This is a genomic window from Flagellimonas sp., from assembly GCF_965601775.1.
Lineage (GTDB): Bacteria > Bacteroidota > Bacteroidia > Flavobacteriales > Flavobacteriaceae > Flagellimonas.
In genome coordinates, this window is the sequence record NZ_OZ271837.1 from 662058 (window position 1) to 683641 (window position 21584).

Annotated in this window: 16 protein-coding genes; 11 read left to right on the forward strand and 5 right to left on the reverse strand. The window is 43.4% G+C overall.

Annotated elements, in window-relative coordinates:
• The 4 genes from ACSLUF_RS03180 to tsaB are packed head-to-tail and all read left to right on the forward strand — an operon-like array spanning nucleotide 1 to nucleotide 4535.
• The gene (locus ACSLUF_RS03180; RefSeq protein WP_435624685.1) at nucleotides 1-1266 is read left to right on the forward strand and encodes an ABC transporter permease; all 1266 of its coding nucleotides are present in this window, start codon (nucleotides 1-3) and stop codon (nucleotides 1264-1266) included.
• A gap of 35 nt (nucleotides 1267-1301) precedes the next feature.
• Complete coding sequence (locus ACSLUF_RS03185; protein ID WP_435624686.1) at nucleotides 1302-2441, forward strand: efflux RND transporter periplasmic adaptor subunit; 1140 nt, start codon at nucleotides 1302-1304, stop codon at nucleotides 2439-2441.
• A gap of 30 nt (nucleotides 2442-2471) precedes the next feature.
• Entirely contained in the window at nucleotides 2472-3839 is a 1368-nt protein-coding gene (locus ACSLUF_RS03190) for a TolC family protein (protein WP_435624687.1), read from the forward strand.
• Between the two features lie 15 nt (nucleotides 3840-3854).
• Nucleotides 3855-4535, forward strand: a complete 681-nt coding sequence (tsaB, locus tag ACSLUF_RS03195) for a tRNA (adenosine(37)-N6)-threonylcarbamoyltransferase complex dimerization subunit type 1 TsaB (RefSeq protein ID WP_435624688.1) — start codon at nucleotides 3855-3857, stop codon at nucleotides 4533-4535.
• Here tsaB and ACSLUF_RS03200 read toward each other — a convergent pair.
• The 4 genes from ACSLUF_RS03200 to ACSLUF_RS03215 form a co-directional block, all read right to left on the reverse strand.
• Nucleotides 4525-5352, reverse strand: coding sequence for a mechanosensitive ion channel family protein (locus tag ACSLUF_RS03200; RefSeq protein ID WP_435624689.1), 828 nt, complete (start codon nucleotides 5350-5352; stop codon nucleotides 4525-4527). The genes tsaB and ACSLUF_RS03200 overlap by 11 nt on opposite strands.
• Before the next feature lie 70 nt (nucleotides 5353-5422).
• On the reverse strand, nucleotides 5423-7456 hold the full coding sequence (locus ACSLUF_RS03205; protein ID WP_435624690.1) for a thioredoxin domain-containing protein: 2034 nt from the start codon (nucleotides 7454-7456) through the stop codon (nucleotides 5423-5425).
• Between the two features lie 142 nt (nucleotides 7457-7598).
• The gene (locus ACSLUF_RS03210) at nucleotides 7599-7799 is read right to left on the reverse strand and encodes a dodecin family protein (protein WP_106144620.1); all 201 of its coding nucleotides are present in this window, start codon (nucleotides 7797-7799) and stop codon (nucleotides 7599-7601) included.
• Between the two features lie 70 nt (nucleotides 7800-7869).
• A complete protein-coding gene (locus ACSLUF_RS03215) occupies nucleotides 7870-8766 on the reverse strand; it encodes a NifU family protein (protein WP_435624691.1) in 897 nt (298 codons plus the stop codon).
• Nucleotides 8767-8890: 124 nt separating this feature from the next.
• Here ACSLUF_RS03215 and ACSLUF_RS03220 point away from each other — a divergent pair, with 124 nt between their 5' ends.
• Nucleotides 8891-9922 carry a PorP/SprF family type IX secretion system membrane protein gene (locus tag ACSLUF_RS03220; RefSeq protein WP_435624692.1) on the forward strand — a complete coding sequence of 344 codons (1032 nt, stop codon included), beginning with the start codon at nucleotides 8891-8893 and terminating at the stop codon, nucleotides 9920-9922.
• Nucleotides 9923-9976: 54 nt separating this feature from the next.
• Here the strand turns inward: ACSLUF_RS03220 and ACSLUF_RS03225 are convergent, their stop codons facing one another.
• On the reverse strand, nucleotides 9977-11146 hold the full coding sequence (locus ACSLUF_RS03225) for a VWA domain-containing protein (RefSeq protein WP_435624693.1): 1170 nt from the start codon (nucleotides 11144-11146) through the stop codon (nucleotides 9977-9979).
• Nucleotides 11147-11455: 309 nt separating this feature from the next.
• Here ACSLUF_RS03225 and ACSLUF_RS03230 point away from each other — a divergent pair, with 309 nt between their 5' ends.
• From ACSLUF_RS03230 to ACSLUF_RS03255, 6 genes are all read left to right on the forward strand, one after another.
• Nucleotides 11456-13558 (forward strand): tetratricopeptide repeat-containing sensor histidine kinase, encoded by a 2103-nt coding sequence (locus ACSLUF_RS03230; protein WP_435624694.1) that lies wholly within the window; start codon nucleotides 11456-11458, stop codon nucleotides 13556-13558.
• Nucleotides 13555-14289 carry a LytR/AlgR family response regulator transcription factor gene (locus ACSLUF_RS03235; RefSeq protein WP_435624695.1) on the forward strand — a complete coding sequence of 245 codons (735 nt, stop codon included), beginning with the start codon at nucleotides 13555-13557 and terminating at the stop codon, nucleotides 14287-14289. The genes ACSLUF_RS03230 and ACSLUF_RS03235 overlap by 4 nt, the downstream gene beginning before the upstream one ends.
• A 6-nt stretch (nucleotides 14290-14295) precedes the next feature.
• Nucleotides 14296-14808, forward strand: coding sequence for a gamma carbonic anhydrase family protein (locus ACSLUF_RS03240; RefSeq protein ID WP_435624696.1), 513 nt, complete (start codon nucleotides 14296-14298; stop codon nucleotides 14806-14808).
• Between the two features lie 47 nt (nucleotides 14809-14855).
• Nucleotides 14856-15737 carry an ACP S-malonyltransferase gene (fabD, locus tag ACSLUF_RS03245; RefSeq protein ID WP_435624697.1) on the forward strand — a complete coding sequence of 294 codons (882 nt, stop codon included), beginning with the start codon at nucleotides 14856-14858 and terminating at the stop codon, nucleotides 15735-15737.
• Nucleotides 15738-16827: 1090 nt separating this feature from the next.
• On the forward strand, nucleotides 16828-20595 hold the full coding sequence (locus ACSLUF_RS03250) for a gliding motility-associated C-terminal domain-containing protein (protein WP_435624698.1): 3768 nt from the start codon (nucleotides 16828-16830) through the stop codon (nucleotides 20593-20595).
• Nucleotides 20574-21584 (forward strand): PorP/SprF family type IX secretion system membrane protein, encoded by a 1011-nt coding sequence (locus tag ACSLUF_RS03255; RefSeq protein WP_435624699.1) that lies wholly within the window; start codon nucleotides 20574-20576, stop codon nucleotides 21582-21584. The genes ACSLUF_RS03250 and ACSLUF_RS03255 overlap by 22 nt, the downstream gene beginning before the upstream one ends.

Sequence of the window (21584 nt, forward strand, 5' to 3'; positions counted from 1 at the left end):
ATGAGACAGATACTGGATAGAAATACGTGGATAGAAATTTTTCAATCGATTCGAAACAATAAGCTTCGTACATTTCTGACGATGGTGGGTGTTTTTATTGGTATTTACATCTACATCGGTCTTTCCGGTGCTGCAAAGGGATTGGACAACGGTTTTGAAAAGCAATTCGAAACCATCGCGAGAAACAGCTTGTTTGCCTGGGGACAAAGCACAAGTATGCCGTATGCAGGTTTTAAAACGGGCAGACGTATCCAGTTGAAATTGAACGATGTGGATGTGCTGTACAATCGGGTTCCTGAAATAGAAAATATAGCACCAAGAAACGTAAAGGGCGTTTTTGGTTCAGATCCAGGTATCATCACAAGAGGACTTAAATCTGGCAATTATGCCGTATACGGAGATTTTCCAGCGTTTGCTAGGATTGCTACCAAAAAGATATATAAAGGAGGTCGATTTATCAATGAAGATGATATTGAACAGGCGAGGAAAGTCTGTGTTATCGGAGAACGTACCCAACAGGAACTTTTTGAGGAAGATGAAAATCCTATTGGGGGTTATATCCGGATAGATAACATCTACTTCCAAGTGGTGGGAGTACACAAGTTTACTCCTGGTGGAGGTTTTGAAAGCGATAGCGATATCTTCATTCCATTTACCACCTTCAGGAAATTATACAACACCGGCGAAGATGTATCCTGGTTTACCATAGCAGCCTATGATGATGCAGATGTGATTCAGGTTGAGGAGGACATCAAAGCTGTGCTAAAAAACATACATAAGGTTGACCCTAAGGACGAAAGAGCGTTTGGTTCCTTCAATTTAGGTGAGGTTTTCAATAAAATCATCGGTTTCTCCAGCGGTATGACCTTCTTATCCTTGATTGTTGGAGTTGCCTGTATTCTAGCAGGGATCATTGGGATTGGCAACATATTATTGATTTCGGTTAAGGAAAGAACGAAGGAACTGGGTGTGAGAAGAGCATTAGGTGCCACCCCAACCGAAGTAAGAAATCAAATAATCATTGAGTCTTTGGTATTGACCTTGTTGGCCGGAGTAATAGGAATCATTTTCGGTGCACTTACATTACAGTTGATTGACGTAGTAACGAGAGGTGGTGATGGAATACCCTATACCAATCCAACTGTGCCCATACCCTATGTTTTGGGTTCCATGTTGCTAATGATAATCCTTGGTATTTTGATAGGTTTAATTCCGGCGCAAAGGGCAGTAAGTATACGACCAATAGACGCATTAAGAGAAGAATAATAGATAGCTAATAGTTAATTAAATACACCAATACAATGAAAAAGATTTTAAAATGGGTAGGTATCTCCGTCTTGGCCATCGGTGCCATGTGGGCTGCTGTATTTTTTATAAAATCGAACAGCAAATCGTCCATCACCTATGATACCCATGAACCTTTCATTTCAAGTATAGAGAAGAAAACCGTTGCCACTGGCAAAGTGATTCCTCAAGAGGAAGTTGAAATAAAGCCTCAAATCTCGGGTATCATAGATAAAATTTACAAAGAGGAAGGGGAGGCAGTGAAAGCTGGTGACCTCATTGCGGTAATTAAAGTAGTGCCCAATGAGCAATCCCTATATGCTGCAAAGGGGAGAGTTAACAATGCCGAAATTGCTCTAAATAACACCAAGATTGAATATAATCGCAACAAGGAATTATTTGATAAAGGAGTAATCTCAAGCCAAGATTTTAATAATCTGCAATTGCAATATGATCAAGCCGTTCAGGAGTTAAAAAACGCCCAAACCGATTATCAGATTATTCGCGTGGGTTCAGCTGGAGGTTCAACTGCTGCAAATACGAATATTAGAGCCACCGTGAATGGAACTATTTTGGAAATCCCCGTCGAGGTTGGTGATCAGGTAATACAGAGTAACAACTTTAATGATGGGACTACCATTGCCTCTATTGCTGATTTAGGTAAAATGATTTTTGAAGGACAAGTAGATGAAGGTGAAGTTGGCAAGTTGGCTGTAGGGATGCCTTTGGAAATTAGTTTGGGTGCCATTGATGACAAAAAGTTTGATGCCAAATTGAAGTTTATAGCTCCAAAAGGAACGGAAGAAGCAGGTGCAGTTCAGTTTAAGATTGAAGGTGATGTAGTAGTGGAAGACGATTTCTTGATTCGTGCGGGGTATAGTGCCAATGCATCCCTTGTACTTGAAAAGAAGGATAGCATATTGGTAATTCCTGAAGCCCTATTACAGTTTGACAAAGAAACCAACAAGCCCTATGTAGAAGTTGCGACTGGTGAACAACAGTTCGAAAGAAGGGATATTGAAATAGGAATATCAGATGGGGTTAATGTGGAGATTGTTTCCGGATTGGAAGAGGGTGACCAGGTAAAACAATGGAATAAAACTGAACCCATAAAGTTAGGTGAAGAAGAAGAGGACACTGAAGAAGAGGACGCCTAATAAAATAACGAACCAAAAATCAAAAGACGAATGAAAAGTAAGCTTGCAATAATCATAGCCTTGTTTGCCGTGTCCTTAACCCAAGCACAGTTAAGAAAATGGACCCTGCAAGAATGCGTGGAGTACGCTGTAGAAAATAACCTTACGATAGAACAGTTTGAACTGGATTTGGAAAGTGCCAAAATTGACAAATCTGATGCGATAGGAGCTTTCCTTCCCAATTTAAATGGTAATACATCCTACTCAAGTAATACAGGTTTCTCTATTAACCCAACGAACAACTTGCCAACAAACACCACGCAGAACAATGTAAACGTTGGGGTGACATCCAATGTAACCTTGTTTGATGGTCTTCGGAATATCCGTACGTTGAATCGAGCAAAATTGAATGCAATCGCGAATCAATATCGCTTGGATGATTTGAAGGATGATATTCGATTGAATGTGGCCAATGCATACCTACAGGTGTTGTCTAGCAAGGAACAGCTCAAGACGTTCCGTGCGCAATACGCGGTTACCGAACAAGACTTAAAAAGAACCAGAGAGTTGGTGGAGTCAGGAGTGGTACCTAGAGGAAATTTATTGGATATCGAAGCCACAGCAGCAGATCAGGAACAGCAGATTATCAATGGAGAAGGGCTTGTGTTGATTTCAAGGGTCAACTTAGCACAATTGCTACAGATTACCGATTATGAAAACTTTGATATCGTAGATGATACTTTCGATATTCCACCTTCGGATATTTTGGACAACTCGGCCAAGGTAATCTTTGACAAGGCTTTAACATTTAGAAATGATATTAAATTTTCCCAGGCTAATGTAGAATTGGCAGAAGAAGACCTTAAAATAGCCAAGGGAGCATATCTGCCTACACTTTCAGCTTTTGCGAACTACGGTACACGTTACTCTGATGTTGCCCAGATTCCGGTAGCTGGCTTGCCTCCAGGATCACCTCCTGAGTTTTTTACGCCAAATTTCATAGATCAGCTTTGGATTTTTGATGGGGTGTCCTATGGTGCACAATTGAACGTTCCCGTATTTAACGGATGGAGCACCCGAAATAACGTAAAGCGTTCTAAATTAAATTTGGAACGAGCTAAAGTTCAATTTGAGCAGGATAAGTTGGCTTTGGAAACAGATATTCAACAAGCTCATGTCGATGTAACCACTTTTTTCAAGTCCTACGAAGCCGCAGAAAAAACCTTGGAAGCACGAAGATTGGCCTATGAATATGCTAAAGAACGTTTTGATGTTGGATTGATGAATTCCTTTGACTTTAGTCAAGCACAGGCTCGAGTGGATAATGCGGAAGCCAACGTGATTAGAACCAAATACGATTACATTTTCCGACTTAAGATTTTGGAATTCTTCTACGGTATTCCAATCACCCTAAACTAGTATCTTTGTGGCCCTATGGCCCGAATACTAAATTTAGAGACCGCTACGACCAATTGCTCGGTCAGCATATCGGAAAACGAGAAAACAATCCTATTAAAAGAAAACAATGCAGCTGAATATTCCCATTCGGAACAGCTGCATGTTTTTATTAAAGAGGCTTTGGATGAGGCTTCCTTATCTTTTTTAGATTTGGATGCGGTTTCTGTCAGTAAAGGCCCAGGTTCCTATACCGGACTACGTATCGGCGTCTCAGCCGCGAAAGGCTTATGTTTTTCTTTGGATATTCCATTGATTGCTGTAGCTACCTTAGAGAGTATGGCAAGGCAGGTCAAATTGGAGGAGAATCAGTTGGTCATTCCTGTTTTGGACGCGCGTCGCATGGAAGTGTATTCAGCGGTTTATGATGAAAATTACCAAGAAATTCGAGAAACTAAAGCCGAGGTTGTAGAGGTCTCATCCTTTCAAGATTATTTAAGCTACGATAAGGTCTACATGGTAGGTAGTGGTGCATCGAAATGCAAGGAAACCCTTCAACACTCCAACTTTATCTTTGATGAGACACTTATGCCCTCAGCCAGTGAAATGGCTGTAATTGCCCATGATAAATATCAAAAGGAGCATTTTGAGGATGTAGCCTATTTTGAGCCCTATTACCTCAAAGACTTTGTCCTACAAGGCAAAAAAACTAATCCGTAGCTGCTTCGTGAACCACACGTTGTGGGAATGGAATCTCGATTCCAGCGGCATCAAATCGTAATTTGGATTGCTCAATCACATTAAAACGTGCCGGCCAGAATACATCGTTTGGTGCCCAAAAACGAAGCGTTAGGTTAACCGAACTGTCCCCTAAACTGTCCACATACACTTCGGGAGCCGGGTCTTTAAGAATGCGCTCGTCCTCTTCGCAAATAGCCAACAATATATCCTTGGCTGTCTTTATATTGGAACTATAGCTAATACCTACCTTATAATTCTCTCTTCGATTGGGTTCACCGTTGTAGTTTACGATACTTCCATTCGAAAGTTGCCCATTGGGAATAATGGCAATCTGATTACCAAAAGTGTTCAGTTTGGTGCTGAAAATGGTGATTTGCTTTACGCTACCATCCAAGCCTTGTGCAGAAATCCAATCCCCAACTTTAAAGGGTTTAAAAATGAGAATAAGTACTCCACCAGCAAAATTGGCTAAGGATCCCTGTAGGGCTAGGCCGATGGCAAGACCAGCCGCACCAATCATGGCTACCAAAGAAGAGGATTTTACCCCCAATTGGGTGACCACGACCACAAATAGCAAAACCTTTAGGGAAATATTGATAAAGCTTTGAATAAAACTCTCTAGAGTAGGTTCGTAATCCTTTTTGTCAAAAAACTTAGCAACCATTTTATTGATAAACCGAACCATCCACCAGCCTACGATTAAAATAATAACCGCGAGGATAAGGTCTGGGATAAAATCCCAAAACCATTCAATGGCATTTTCTAGATGTTTCTCAAAATTCTTTAGCTCTTCCATAACGTGATGATTTAGTGCAAAGCAAAATTAAGCAGATGGTCCAAACAATAGGTAGGAGTTTAAATTATTATTAATCTTTAAGCTGTTGAAATACTTCCTTGGATGATTTAACCGGCAATTTACAGGCACCTTCAATGCAGACATAAATAAGGGTTTCGTCCTCGTTGTATCGGTTTTGAAGCAAGTCCAGACTTCCCTCTTTCGCAGAACCTACCAAAATGCTGTTGGGAAGATATTTACTGCCTATCTCACTGCCTATTTTTTTATAGTTTTCACCGACAATGGCAATTTCATGGAAGTTCAAATGTTCGTACAGTACCAAATGCAACCAATTGGTGTAGCCCTGTGCGCTTCGGTCAAAATCCGATTGAACATTTTGTAGCATCGCTCTGGCCAAATCACCATATTCTAAATTGGGGAAAAGCTTATGAAGTTTTAAAAGATTTTTAGCCATTATGGAGTTGGAAGCGGAAATAACGTTATCCCCCGTTTCTATACTCCTACGGATTAAGGATTGATCTTCATCCGAAGTGAAATAGAACATTTTTGAACTTTCATCCATAAAGTGTTCTTTGGAATAATCAAGTAGATTTTTAGCATGATTCAGCCACTTTTCCTCAAAAGTCACTTGGTAGAGATTAAGAAAACCTTCAATTACGGTGGCATAATCCTCTAAAAAGGCGTTAATGTTGCTTTTCCCATTTTTATGGTTTCTGAATAAAGAATGGTCTGGATTCATCATGTTTTCTTCGATGAATCGGGCATTCTCTAATGCCAAATCCAAATACTGTTGATTTCCTAAATAACGGTAGGAATCCACAAGTCCATTGAGCATGAGCCCATTCCAAGAAGTAAGAATTTTATCATCCAGACGCGGCTTTTCCCGTTTAGAACGTTCCTCTTTTAAAAGGCTAAGTGAATTTTCCATCTTGTTTTTAAGTTCATCAGTACCAATGGAAAGTAATTGAGACAGTTCCGCATCTGATTTGTCCCGAATCAATACATAATTTCCATCTTCCCATAAACCATAGGAATTGATGCTGTAATATTCTTTGAATACAGGAAAGTCAGCTTTCAGGATTTCTTTGAGTTCTTCTTCTTTCCAAACATAGTACGCTCCTTCCTCCAAGTGCCCATTTTCATCCAAACTATCTGCATCCAAGGAGGAATAGAACCCTCCGTTTTCGTCTTTTAGTTCTTCTACCACAAAATCAATGGTTTTCTCAACCACCTCTTTGTACAGGTTGTTTTGAGTTTTAGCGTAAGCTTTTGCATAAAGGCTCACCAATTGCCCATTGTCATAGAGCATTTTCTCAAAGTGGGGAACATGCCATTTGGTGTCCACAGCATATCTAGAAAACCCACCACCTACATGGTCAAAAATACCGCCATACGCCATTCGGGTTAAGGTGATGTCCACATATTCCATCAAATCAGGGTTTACCGCAGTGGAATAATGCAGCAGGAATTCCCAATTATTGGGCATCATGAATTTTGGAGCTCTTTTGTAGCCACCCAAATAGGTATCAAAGGACTGCGACCATTTTTTTACCGCAAGGTCCAACTGCTCCAAACTATAAATGGAAGTGTTCTGCTGGGTTTCAATAAGGTTTATGGCATTGATTCCCTGGGATAGATTATTGGCATATTCTTCTACCCGAGTACGTTCTTTTGCATATAGTTCAGAGAGTTGTTCAAGGGATTTTATCCAGTTTCCTTTTGGAACGTAGGTAGCGCCCCAAAAGGGCTTGCCGTTGGGTAAAGCCACAATGTTTAGTGGCCATCCACCATGACCTGACATCAATTGAATGGCATCCATATAAATTTGGTCCACATCCGGTCGTTCCTCTCGGTCAATTTTTATGTTGATAAAATTGTCATTCATTATTTGGGCCACTTCCTCATCTTCAAAGCATTCATGTTCCATTACATGACACCAATGGCATGCAGCATAGCCAATACTGATTATCAATAACTTATCCTCTTTTTGTGCACGCTCCAGTACTTCAGGATTCCATGCTTCCCAATTCACAGGGTTATGGGCATGTTGCAATAAATAAGGACTGGTTTCGTGAATAAGGTCATTTGTGTATTTGTGGGTCACTTCTTTAGGTTTTTGGGTACAACCAAGCATTGAAAAAAACAGAAATTGAACGAATATGAATCTTGAATTCATCACTATTTTCTGATTGAGAGTAAAAAAAGCGCCTTATTGGCGCTTTTTTTACTGCAATTCCTTCGAACCTTTATTTTACTTCAAAGGTAATTTTGACGTTTACGCGGTAATCATCAATTTTTCCATCCTTTACGGAGGCACTTTGTTCGTTAATATACACCGAGCGTATATTCTTTACTGATTTTGAGGCCTGTTCCAACGCATTTTTTGTTGCATCTTCCCAACTTTCATCAGAATTTGCCAATACTTCAATTACTTTTAAAACTGCCATGGTCAATGTTTTTAAAATTTATTGAAGTTAACAAAAAATGGGCATTTTTTCTCTGCCTAAGAGCTGGTAATTACCCGTTTATGGCCACAACTTCATTGACCTTATCACCCATCATATTCTTAAGCATCGTCTCGATACCATTTTTTAGGGTGAAAGTGGAAGAAGGGCAACCGCTACAGGCTCCTTGTAGGATAACGTTGACCGTTTTGCTATCCTCCTCATACGACTGAAAAAGTATATTTCCACCATCGCTGGCCACTGCTGGTTTTACATACTCCTCCAAAATATCGATAATTTGAAGGGAGGTATCGTCATAATCCTCACTCAAGGATGCCGTATTGGAAGAGTTTTGGGTAACTTCCATGGCCTTTTCCGACACAACTTCCTTTCCATCTGCCAAAAAGTTGCGGATAAATTCACGAAGTTCCATCGTAACATCTTCCCATTGGGCCATGTCATATTTGGAGACGGAAACATAGTTTTGGTCCAAAAATACCTCTTTTACAAAGGGAAAATGGAAGAGTTCCTGTGCCAACTTTGAATCTTTGGCCTCATCAATATTTTTGAATTCGTATATGGTGGGTACAATTTTCTTGTTGGCCACAAACTTCATCACCGCTGGATTCGGGGTAACTTCGGCATATACCGTAATGGCCTCTTTTTTATCAGTAGTTTCCTCATTCACAACAACTTGTCCAGCATTGAGGTATTCAACCAGTTGTTGGGCCACTTCGTCCTTTACATCTTCCCATTCTACAATGTCAAAACGCTCCAAAGCCACAAAATTTCCGGAAACATAAACAGTTTTAATAAAGGGAAGGTAAAACAGCTGTTGGGCCAGAGGTGATTTTTGGGCTTCATCTATGTTTTTAAACTCATAATTACCCTTTACTAGGAAGTGATTTGCCTCAAACTTTAGTATTTTGGGGTTATTGGTTTGTACAACAGTTATATTGTATTCTTTCATAGCTAAGAATTTGTACAAAAATACCAAAGTAAAAGATGAAGGACAAGCAGTATAATAATGTAGTACTTATACCGTTATTACAATGTTTGATTGCGTATATATCAACCATAGCCCCAAACAATACATGAGACGCTGTTTAATACTATCAACCTTCGTCCTCTTCTGTTGTGTCTTTACATCAAAAGCTCAAGAAGGAATTCCTGTCTATTTTGACTATCTAGCGGATAATTACTATTTGGTCTATCCATCCATGGCCGGAATCAGTGAGGGTACAAAAATTAGGTTGACAGCAAGAAAGCAATGGTTCGATGTGGAAGACGCGCCTAATCTGCAGACTTTAAACATCAATGCTAGGGTAGGTGAGAAAAGCGGTATTGGTGGAATCATTTTTAATGATGCCAATGGATTTCATTCCCAAACCGGTTTTAAATTTACCTATGCCCACCATTTACAATTGGCAGGGGACTTTAGAACACTTAACCAGCTATCCTTTGGTTTGAGTGCTACAGCTTTGTTAAGCAATTTAGATGAAACAGAATTTAGATCGGTTGCATTCGATCCAGCCATAACGGGTTCAACAATTACAGCTTCATATTTCAACTTTGATCTAGGGGTCTCCTACAATTACAGGGAATTTTATTCTCATTTCACCATACTTAATGTTTTGGCTTCCACGCGTGAAATCTATCGTATTGGAAGGGCAGATGACCCTGATAATTTAGTTGTACCTCGAGTAGATAACCTAAGAAGGTATTTGTTCTCAGTTGGATATGTATTCGGAAGAAGAACCCGAATTGAACCTTCTGTTTTACTGCAACTCACTGAGTTTACCGAAGAAGCCACAGTGGATTTCAATGCAAAGGTATACCGGGATGTTGGGGATAACGCGACGGTTTGGGGAGGACTCTCCTATCGTAGAAGTTTTGACGGCGCACAGTTCCAGCAAGATGGAAGTTTTGGAGAACAAAGGCTACAACTTTTTACCCCTATAGTTGGAATCAATTATAAGAACTTTCTATTCTCATACAACTATTCCTACCAATCCGGGGATATCCGATTCGACAACGGTGGTTTCCATCAGATAACTTTGGGATATGACTTTGGTCAGAACGACCAGGAAAAAAGGTATGATTGCTATTGTCCGGCAGCCAATTAATTAAAATGGCCCGCTGTTACCAACGGACCATTTTTCAGCAGCTAAACCATTCAATCAATCCCACCTATAGTTCTTCTTAGCCGCTTGATTTTTAATGGAATTCAATAAGGCATTCTCCAATTCACCCTTTTCTTCCTTCTGATTTTTGGCGATATAAGCCTCACGCTTTACATTCAAGTCCTGTATTTCTTTCTGGATACGCTTGCGTTCCTCTTTTTTACTTTCAATGTATGCCTTCATCTCCTTTTCGGATTTTCCACGTAACTCTTTGGGTAAATCTTCTTCTTTGATTTCATCCAATGCTACCTCGTCTTCTTCAACAGCATCGACTAAATCCCAGGTAGAGTTCTTGTAAAGCCTAGAACTCTTGCTTATAGAACGTTTTACGGCAACCCCCTTATTCATGTTATAGGCTTCAGAATCTTGGGCGGTTTGGGCAGCAACCTTTGATGCGCCAATAGAACCATACGAGATGTACGTTTTGTTCAATTTTGAATTTAATTGGATAATAATATCGTCGTAAGGCGTATTGATATGAACTACCTGTCTGTTGTGGTCTATAGCCATGTATTCCCCACCGGTTAAGGTTGCTCCATTTTTCCATTTTGTGGAAATACCTTGTTGATAGTTTCCACAGAAAATAGTGTTTACAACAATATCTTTTTCCTTGGCGTCGGTCGCAGCATCCTTATAATCCAGTTTGCCTTGTGTAAAAGGTTCATTTCCCGCGATAAATATCATTTTAAGGTCGTCCGCATTATTTCCCCAGTCCAACTGCTTAAGGGAAGTATGGATGACCTCACCGCAATACTCTTCACCGCCATTTGTGGTCAAGGAAAAGAGCTTTTCTGAAATCTCGTCCAAATCACTGCTAAAGCTCAATACTTGTCTGATATACCCTTCTCGAGAGGAAAGATTGTCGTTTCCATATTCATATAATGCAATTTGGAGAGAAGGTCGTGATTCATTTCCACAGCGAGCGTGAGTGAATTCATTGACAATGTCCCAAAGTTGGGATTTCGCCTGGTTAATAAGACCGTCCATGCTATTGCTGGTATCCAACAATAAGGCGAGTTTAACGTATTGTTTTGCCGGTTTTTCAGCCGTGTAGCTGATAGTCGGGGCAATCTTGTTTGGGATATCAGATTTGGTATTATAACCATACAGGTTGCCAAGAGTTACAGCAAACAAAGCTATTCCAGTAAAAAGTTGTATTCGTTTCATGATGAATTCTTTTAAAATTTAGGCTAAAACTAAGGTGGACTTTTTCGGATAAAAATCCATAATGAGGGAACAACTACTTTTACTGAGTGAAGAAGTGTTTTGGTTGCGTAACTACAGCAATTTAAAGGGATTTCTAATGTTTCAGGAGCTCTTCACATTTTTTAAACCCAGCAATTAGAACTAAGTTTACACGGAGTTCTCTGCTAAATGAAACAGGTTTTTTACATAGTACTATTGCTGCTCCTACCTTTTAACTTGGGATGGTGTCAAGTGGATTCAAATAAGCCCCTTTTGACAATCGAAGGCTCGGTGAGGGGAAAGGAAAATTATACCCCTATTAGTGGGGTTGAGGTCTCAACGGACAGAGGACAATTTACACTAACCAATGGACTCGGAGAATTCAGAATAAGAGCTGCTATCGGCGATATAATAATGTTTCAAAGTCTAGAGTTCGAAACCGTGGAACACCGCATCACTTCAGACGAAGATGTAGATGTTCTGGTAGAGGGATATTTGCAGGATACAGAAAGTTCAGTATCCAAAAAAAGGACGGATAGAAATACAATTAATCACCAAAAATTTCTGGACTCAGCGCTCATCTACAAACAAACTGACCTGGAAAAAAGTATTGATTTCATTGCTAAGTCGATAGCCGATTTGGGGAAACGAGGAAACAAAACGGAACTTGCCGCATCACTCACCGCTTTGGGTGAAATCTATGCGTACCACAAGCAATATGATTTGGCCATTACCAACTTTAAGGATGCATTGGCAGCAAGGAAAACATCAAAAACTACATTGCTTTTGGCAAGAGTTTACGTGGATAACAAAGAATTTGAAGAAGCCAAAACGGAGTTGACAAAACTGATAAAGGTTAAAAATTTGACAGCAATTCAAAGAGTAGGGGCCTATGAAACATTAGGTGATGCGCATAAGGGGTTGCAGGATTTTGGCGAGGCCGAAGACTTTTACCGAGAGGGGCTAAAAATTGCTGAAAAAAACCAGATGTCCTCTAAAATCATTGATTTAAACTCAAAAATTGGGGACAGTTATGCAAGCCAGAATAAGGTTTTGGAGGCTGAAGGCTTTTATACCAATTCGTTGAATTTGTCCAGAAGTTCTGCTCCAGAACGAGTGGTTAAGGAAAATGAGAAGGTCGCAGATTTTTATAGCGATAAGAATCGGTATGATGAGGAAATCCAGCTGCGCAAACAGAGTTTGGATGAGTTACAGCATCTGCCTAGAACACAAAAGGCCGAAGCTGGGACAACCACTAGTTCAGATACGATAACGACCCAAAGAATCAACTATAAAATTGCCAATGCGTACATCGCCCAAAACAAGCTGGATGAAGCAATTCCCTACCTTCAAAAAAGTATTGTTGAAGCGGACACTGACAATGATTTGGTGGTAAAAAAAGATGCCACCCGAAAACTATCCGAAGTATATCGATATAAAGGGGATTTTACCAAAGCCTTGGAATCCTATCAGGATTATGTGGCCGTGGTGGATAGTCTTTACATTCAGAAGGAGCAGGAAATATCAAGAGCGGCCCGTTTTAATAGGGAGATTGCCACAAGTCAGAACAGAATATCCAGCTTGGAGCAAGAAAGACAATTGTCACAAAGTAAATACGACTTGGCCCTTACGGAACAACAATTGTTTGAGGAAACCAGTAAGCGCCAAAAATGGATTATTTACACTCTTTTGATGGGAATATTGTTGTTAGCATCCACCGCATTTTTCTTTTACAGAAGCAATAAACAGCAAAAATTGGCCAATAATTTATTGGCTTTAAAGTCATTACGAACTCAGATGAATCCCCATTTCATATTTAATGCGCTGAATTCGGTTAATAATTTTATTGCCAAAAGTGATGAACGTAGTGCCAATCGATTCCTAAGTGAGTTTTCCGTATTAATGCGGAGCGTGTTGGAAAATTCGGAGGAAGATTTTATCCCATTATCCGAAGAATTGGAACTATTGGAACTTTATGTAAAGCTGGAACACTCTCGCTTTGCCGATAAATTTGATTATAAGATTGAGATAGAACCATCCATTGATGTGGAAGCTTTTCACATTCCACCGATGCTATTGCAACCCTATATTGAAAATGCAATCTGGCATGGACTTAGATACAAGGAAGAGAAAGGGTTGCTCCATATTCAGTTGGAGCCTTTGGACAATGATACCTTGAAAATTGAAATTATTGATGATGGAATAGGAAGGAAAAAGTCCAAAAAACTAAAAACCCAGAACCAAAGAAAACAAAAATCAAAGGGCATGGGGAACATCAAAAAACGTCTTGGAATTCTGAATGAAATGCATGGTAACCAAATTGAGGTGGAAATAGTGGATTTAAACAAAGATGGTACCGGCACAAGGGTTACATTAAAACTTAGGAAGCAATGAATGAACTCAAAGCACTAATAATTGAGGATGAAGCTACGAGCCGCGAGATTCTTGCAAACTATCTTGATAAATATTGTAGCTCCATAAAACTTTTAGGAGAAGCCTCCAATATAACGGAAGGTTTGGAACTGATTAAAAAGCATAAACCAGATCTTATTTTTTTGGATGTTGAAATGCCGTTTGGGAATGCATTTGACTTATTGGACAAAGTGCCCAATCGTACTTTTGAAACCATCTTCGTTACAGCATATAACCAATATGCCATGGATGCTTTGAACAACCATGCAGCCTATTACCTAATGAAACCGATTAACATCGACGAACTGATTAAGGCGGTTGACTACGTTTTGGAAATCAAACAAAGAGAGAATGCATTGGAAGGGCAAGTGCTAAAAGCGAACTCAGGCAAGGCCGAAGGAAAGATTACCATTCCACAGCAAGATGGGTTCCAAATCCTGGATGTTGGGGATATTTACTTCTGCAAGGCAGATGATAACTACACCGAGATCTATTTGGAGCATAAAAAAATACTGGTAAGCAAAACTTTGAAATACTTTGAGGAGGCCTTGTCCGACTACCCTTTTGCAAGAATTCATAAATCCTATTTGGTAAATGTTGGTGAAGTGGTTCGCTACAGGAAGGGGAAGGGGGGCAGTGTGGTTTTGTCCAATGGCAAGGAGCTCTCAGTTTCTGCATCTAAAAAAAATACATTATTGGCCTATTTTCAATAAAAGGATATGATTAAAAGATCAGTAAGAGGAAAATCACCCGTAATCGGGAAAAACTGTTTTATTGCCGAAAATGCGGTAGTGGTAGGGGATGTCGTCATGGGAAATGACTGTAGTATCTGGTATAGCGCGGTGTTGCGTGGAGACGTTCATTATATCAAAATGGGTAATAAAGTAAATGTTCAAGACGGTGCCGTGGTGCATTGTACTTATAAAAAATCACCTACAGATATTGGAAATAATGTTTCCATTGGACATAATGCCATTGTTCATGGGTGTACCATTAAAGACAACGTCCTTGTCGGTATGGGAAGCATAATCATGGATGATTGTGTTGTGGAGAGCAATTCAATCATTGCGGCCGGAGCAGTAGTCACTCAGGGCACCCATGTGGAAGCAGGAAGTATTTATGCGGGAATACCAGCAAGAAAAATTAAGAACGTTAGTCCCGAATTAATGTCAGGGGAAATCGACAGAATTGCCGATGCCTATGTCAAATACGCAAGTTGGTTTAAAGAATAATCCCTCCTAAAATATCCCTACTTTTGCAGTCAACTAAATAATTACCGATGAAGGCATATGTTTTCCCCGGACAAGGGGCACAATTTGTAGGAATGGGCTTGGATTTATATGAAAACCATTCCTTGGCACAAGAGTACTTTGAACAAGCGAATGATATTCTTGGGTTTTCCATAACCGATATCATGTTTGAGGGTACTGTGGAAGAACTAAAACAGACCAAAGTCACACAACCCGCTATTTTCCTGCATTCGGTAATTCTGAGTAAAGTCTTGGGAGAAACTTTTAAACCGGATATGGTGGCGGGCCATTCACTGGGGGAATTCTCGGCCCTTGTTGCCAACAATACTTTAGGTTTTGAAGATGCACTGAAATTAGTTTCCCAACGGGCCATGGCCATGCAGAAAGCCTGTGAATTAAAGCCCAGTACGATGGCAGCCGTTTTAGGCTTGGATGATGAGGTGGTGGAAAAGATATGCGAAGAAACTCCAGGTATAGTTGTAGCCGCAAATTATAACTGTCCAGGGCAACTGGTCATTTCTGGAGAAGTGGAGGCGGTAAACCTGGCATGCGAAAGTTTGAAGGAAGCTGGCGCGCGCAGAGCACTGTTGCTTCCGGTTGGTGGCGCCTTTCACTCTCCTCTAATGGAACCAGCCAGGGAGGAGTTGGCAGCGGCTATTGAGAACACAGCATTTAATCAACCCGCATGTCCCATATATCAAAATGTAACCACTTCGGCAGTAAATGACCCCGAGGAAATCAAGGCCAACCTTATTGCACAATTGACCGCTCCTGTAAAATGGACACAAAGTGTTCAAAATATGGTAAAAGACGGCGCAACATCCTTTGTTGAAGTAGGTCCAGGCAAAGTTTTACAAGGCTTGGTCCGAAAAATTGACTCTGGCATGGAGACTGCTTCGGCAACCGTATAAAATCATACTACTTTCATCAGAATGTAATTTAACCAAGAAAGGTAGATTTAAACCACAAAGTTGGGCGAATCCTCCTTTTTTTAGTAATATTGGCTTTGCCCCAAATTCCAAAATAACACTTGTGCTGGCCCTATTAAAATTTATGGATAAGGTCACATTTTTCATACGAAATAAAACCTCAAATTCGAATTACTCTTATGGCTTTGAGAAGCTTTTCTTGAGCTTTGTCTTCTTCCTATTTATTTATTCAAGTGGATTCGCACAAGTCCCTTCGGGCTACACGGTGGCCATCGACCAGGACCCCATCACGACGGTCAACCAGGCGGCCGTGGGCTTCACCTTTGCCGATGCGCAGGTCGGCGCGACGTACAACTATAGCTTCAGCAGCGACGGGGGAGCGGGCACGGTTGCCGACAGCGGCACGATAACCACGGCTACGGACAACATAACGGGCATCGACCTGAGCGGTCTTGCGGACGGCACGGTCACCCTGAGCGTGACCCTGACCAATGCCAACGGCACGGGTCTGGCGGCGGAGGACACCGCGACCAAATCGACTTCGGTCCCTTCGGGCTACACGGTGGCCATCGACCAGGACCCCATCACGACGGTCAACCAGGCGGCCGTGGGCTTCACCTTTGCCGATGCGCAGGTCGGCGCGACGTACAACTATAGCTTCAGCAGCGACGGGGGAGCGGGCACGGTTGCCGACAGCGGCACGATAACCACGGCTACGGACAACATAACGGGCATCGACCTGAGCGGTCTTGCGGACGGCACGGTCACCCTGAGCGTGACCCTGACCAATGCCAACGGCACGGGTCTGGCGGCGGAGGACACCGCGACCAAATCGACTTCGGTCCCTTCGGGCTACACGGTGGCCATCGACCAGGACCCCATCACGACGGTCAACCAGGCGGCCGTGGGCTTCACCTTTGCCGATGCGCAGGTCGGCGCGACGTACAACTATAGCTTCAGCAGCGACGGGGGAGCGGGCACGGTTGCCGACAGCGGCACGATAACCACGGCTACGGACAACATAACGGGCATCGACCTGAGCGGTCTTGCGGACGGCACGGTCACCCTGAGCGTGACCCTGACCAATGCCAACGGCACGGGTCTGGCGGCGGAGGACACCGCGACCAAATCGACTTCGGTCCCTTCGGGCTACACGGTGGCCATCGACCAGGACCCCATCACGACGGTCAACCAGGCGGCCGTGGGCTTCACCTTTGCCGATGCGCAGGTCGGCGCGACGTACAACTATAGCTTCAGCAGCGACGGGGGAGCGGGCACGGTTGCCGACAGCGGCACGATAACCACGGCTACGGACAACATAACGGGCATCGACCTGAGCGGTCTTGCGGACGGCACGGTCACCCTGAGCGTGACCCTGACCAATGCCAACGGCACGGGTCTGGCGGCGGAGGACACCGCGACCAAATCGACTTCGGTCCCTTCGGGCTACACGGTGGCCATCGACCAGGACCCCATCACGACGGTCAACCAGGCGGCCGTGGGCTTCACCTTTGCCGATGCGCAGGTCGGCGCGACGTACAACTATAGCTTCAGCAGCGACGGGGGAGCGGGCACGGTTGCCGACAGCGGCACGATAACCACGGCTACGGACAACATAACGGGCATCGACCTGAGCGGTCTTGCGGACGGCACGGTCACCCTGAGCGTGACCCTGACCAATGCCAACGGCACGGGTCTGGCGGCGGAGGACACCGCGACCAAATCGACTTCGGTCCCTTCGGGCTACACGGTGGCCATCGACCAGGACCCCATCACGACGGTCAACCAGGCGGCCGTGGGCTTCACCTTTGCCGATGCGCAGGTCGGCGCGACGTACAACTATAGCTTCAGCAGCGACGGGGGAGCGGGCACGGTTGCCGACAGCGGCACGATAACCACGGCTACGGACAACATAACGGGCATCGACCTGAGCGGTCTTGCGGACGGCACGGTCACCCTGAGCGTGACCCTGACCAATGCCAACGGCACGGGTCTGGCGGCGGAGGACACCGCGACCAAATCGACTTCGGTCCCTTCGGGCTACACGGTGGCCATCGACCAGGACCCCATCACGACGGTCAACCAGGCGGCCGTGGGCTTCACCTTTGCCGATGCGCAGGTCGGCGCGACGTACAACTATAGCTTCAGCAGCGACGGGGGAGCGGGCACGGTTGCCGACAGCGGCACGATAACCACGGCTACGGACAACATAACGGGCATCGACCTGAGCGGTCTTGCGGACGGCACGGTCACCCTGAGCGTGACCCTGACCAATGCCAACGGCACGGGTCTGGCGGCGGAGGACACCGCGACCAAATCGACTTCGGTCCCTTCGGGCTACACGGTGGCCATCGACCAGGACCCCATCACGACGGTCAACCAGGCGGCCGTGGGCTTCACCTTTGCCGATGCGCAGGTCGGCGCGACGTACAACTATAGCTTCAGCAGCGACGGGGGAGCGGGCACGGTTGCCGACAGCGGCACGATAACCACGGCTACGGACAACATAACGGGCATCGACCTGAGCGGTCTTGCGGACGGCACGGTCACCCTGAGCGTGACCCTGACCAATGCCAACGGCACGGGTCTGGCGGCGGAGGACACCGCGACCAAAAATTCGTGCTTTGCGGGGGACACTCCCCCAGCACCTAATGGTTCAGTTGCCACTGTGTTTTGTGATGCCTTTGTCCAAGATTTGGATGACTATACAAACAGTGTGCCTCCTGCTGGGTCCGACCTTAGGTGGAGTACGTCTTCGGATGTTTCGGATAGCAGTACATTTTTGAATTTTAGTACTGTAAACGCGCCAGGCACCTATTTCGGATTTTTCTATGATGCCCTTAACGATTGTACGAGTCCAACATTTACTGTAGAGTTGACACAGAATACCACGCCCTCGGCAGGTACCGCTACCAATGTTTCCACTTGTGATGATTCCAATGATGGGAACAGCGTGGTGGATTTGGATGATCAACTGGTAGGAGCGGATGCAGGAACTTGGTTATTGACCGATTCTCCAGGTGGGGCATCGATAACAATCATTGCCGGAAACATAGTAAACTTTAATGGCCAGCCCCAAGGAGATTATACTTTCACTTACACAACCAGTGATGCTGATGCCCCGTGTATAAATCAAACAGAAGATTTAGTGGTTTCCGTAATTGACTGTTCTCTTCCCTGTGACGCAGGAAACGTTGCCCCGGCATTGGACACATCCCAACCCACCGATTTCTGCGATGTTGTGGTTGCTGACCTAAATGACTATGTCACCAATACGGCTCCTGCCGGAAGCGTCCTGACCTGGAGTGTAGACTCAGACATTACGAATACCGCCGCTTTTATCGATAGCAATGTGGTGGCATCCGGGTCGTATTTTGGTTTTTTCTATGATGAAATCAATTTATGTGCGAGTCCAATCCTCACGGTTACCCTAAATAGAAATATTACCCCATCTGTGGATAGCACAACCGGAGCTACTCGTTGTGGAGAGGGGTCAGTTACCTTGAATGCAACAACGCCAGATAGTGCGACCTTACTTTGGTATGCATCCGCGACAGGAGGTGTAGTACTGGGCACAGGACCTAGTTTTGATACACCAAGTATTGCAACAACCACGTCCTTTTTTGTAGAGGCTACTTCCAACGGATGTGCCTCGCCAAGAACAGAAGTAGTGGCAACCGTTAATAACAATCCTTCGCCAGGGGTTCCTGAAAATACTGAGGCCTGCAATGTGGCTGGCAATGGAGGACCAACGGTTATCGATTTAGATACTACTTTGACCGGCGCAGATCCAGGAACATGGGTAATCATATCACAACCTAATGATGGTGCCGTAGTTATTGCCGCTGAGAATAATGTAGATTTTGAAGGGCAACCTGCAGGTAATTATGTTTTTGAATACACTACCACAGGCGCTGTGGCACCCTGTGTAAATAGCTCCGTTCAAATATCGATTTCTGTAAGTGCTTGTATTGTGGATAGCGATGGGGATGGACTTCGGGATTCTGAAGAGTTAAGTTTAGGGACTAACCCTAACAATCCAGATACAGATGGAGACGGATTGACGGATGGAGAGGAAGTATTGGTCGTAGATGACCCAAGCACGGTCGTCGTACCTGAAGTCGCAACTGACCCGTTAGATGCTTGCGACCCCTTTTTGACTCCCGACTGTAACCCTTTACCTATCGATTTGGCGATTTCAAAAGAAGTACTTGGGACTAATACACCACTTTTGGGTTCAACGGTGGTTTTTAGGATTACCCTTGAGAACACTATGTCAGATAGAATCTTGGATATTGTTGTGAGTGATTTGATTGGAGCCGATTCCGGTTTTGAATATGTTTCCGACACCCCTTCAATAGGCAGTTATGATGCTATCACAGGACTTTGGACAATACCTGAACTTACGGGCTTGGAAGAAGATCCCTTAACATTGGAAATTACGGTAAGGGTATTAGCGACAGGACAATTGATTAATACGGCAACCATTTCATCCTCCTTACCAGTTGATGGTGACACCAGTAACAATACGGCTACTGCATCAGTGAATGTATCCCAAAGTCCTTGTTCTGAACCAGGAACGCTATGTAATATTTTTTCTCCAAATGGTGATGGGGTAAATGACACCTTAAGATTTATAGACCCGAATAACGAATTCCCCAATAACAGATTGGAGGTCTTTGACCGATATGGCAATAGTGTATTTGAGGCAAATGGTTATGATAGTACTTGGGATGGTACGGGAAGTAATGGTAATTTACCCAAAGGGACCTACTTCTATGTTTTGGATTTGGGCAATGAAACCGAACCCCAACGAGGATGGATTCAAATAATACGGTGATTAGGATAATGAAGAGGACAAGTATGATACGAGGTTTTATTGTTGCATTCTTAGCTGCAATAAGTTGTTGTATCGCTCAACAGGAACCTCAGTATACCCAATACATGTATAATGTGGGTAGTTTCAATCCAGCTTACGTAGGTACTGTTGAGAATATGGATGTTACCGGTTTGTACAGAGCACAATGGATAGATGTACCAGGGGCGCCTACAACCATCAGATTTGGGCTAAATATCCCATTCAACAATGAGCGTACAGGTTTAGGCCTTAACGTAATCAATGATGCTTTGGGCCCTTCTGACCAAACGTTTATTACGGTTTCCTATTCCTATCAAATAAACCTATCCGAGAATACTAAACTATCATTCGGCCTTTCAGGAGGGGGTTCGTTGTTGAATTTGGATTTTTCTGAAGGAACTTTCTTCGATCCAAACGACCCGGCTACAACAGGGCAACCTATCAATGAATTCTATCCCGTTGTGGGCGCAGGACTTTTTTTATATGATGACAATTGGTATACCGGACTTTCCGTGCCCAATTTTTTGACCAATGGATTGTATAATGATGAAGTGGCCACTGTGATAGAAGACAATATGCAGTTTACTTTTATAGGAGGGTATATTTTTGATATTTCGGATAGGACCAAGTTTAAACCCGCTTTTTTGGTGAACTATCTCGAGGGATTGCCAGTAACCGTTAATCTGTCGGCCAACTTTCAATTTTTGGATGCTTTTACCCTCGGAGCTGCTTACCGTTTTGATAATGCCGTAAGCGGCTTAGCTGGTTTTCAGATATCCAATAGTCTTTTTATAGGATATAACTACGATTACAATACAAACGGATTGGGAGAGTTTAGTGGAGACTCGCATGAAGCCATATTGAAATTTTATTTGGGGAAAGGTGGTTCTGGTACTGGAAACAAGTCGGGAAAAAAAGATAAATTACCTAAAGGAAAAAGAAAGCAAATTGATTCACCAAGATTTTTCTGA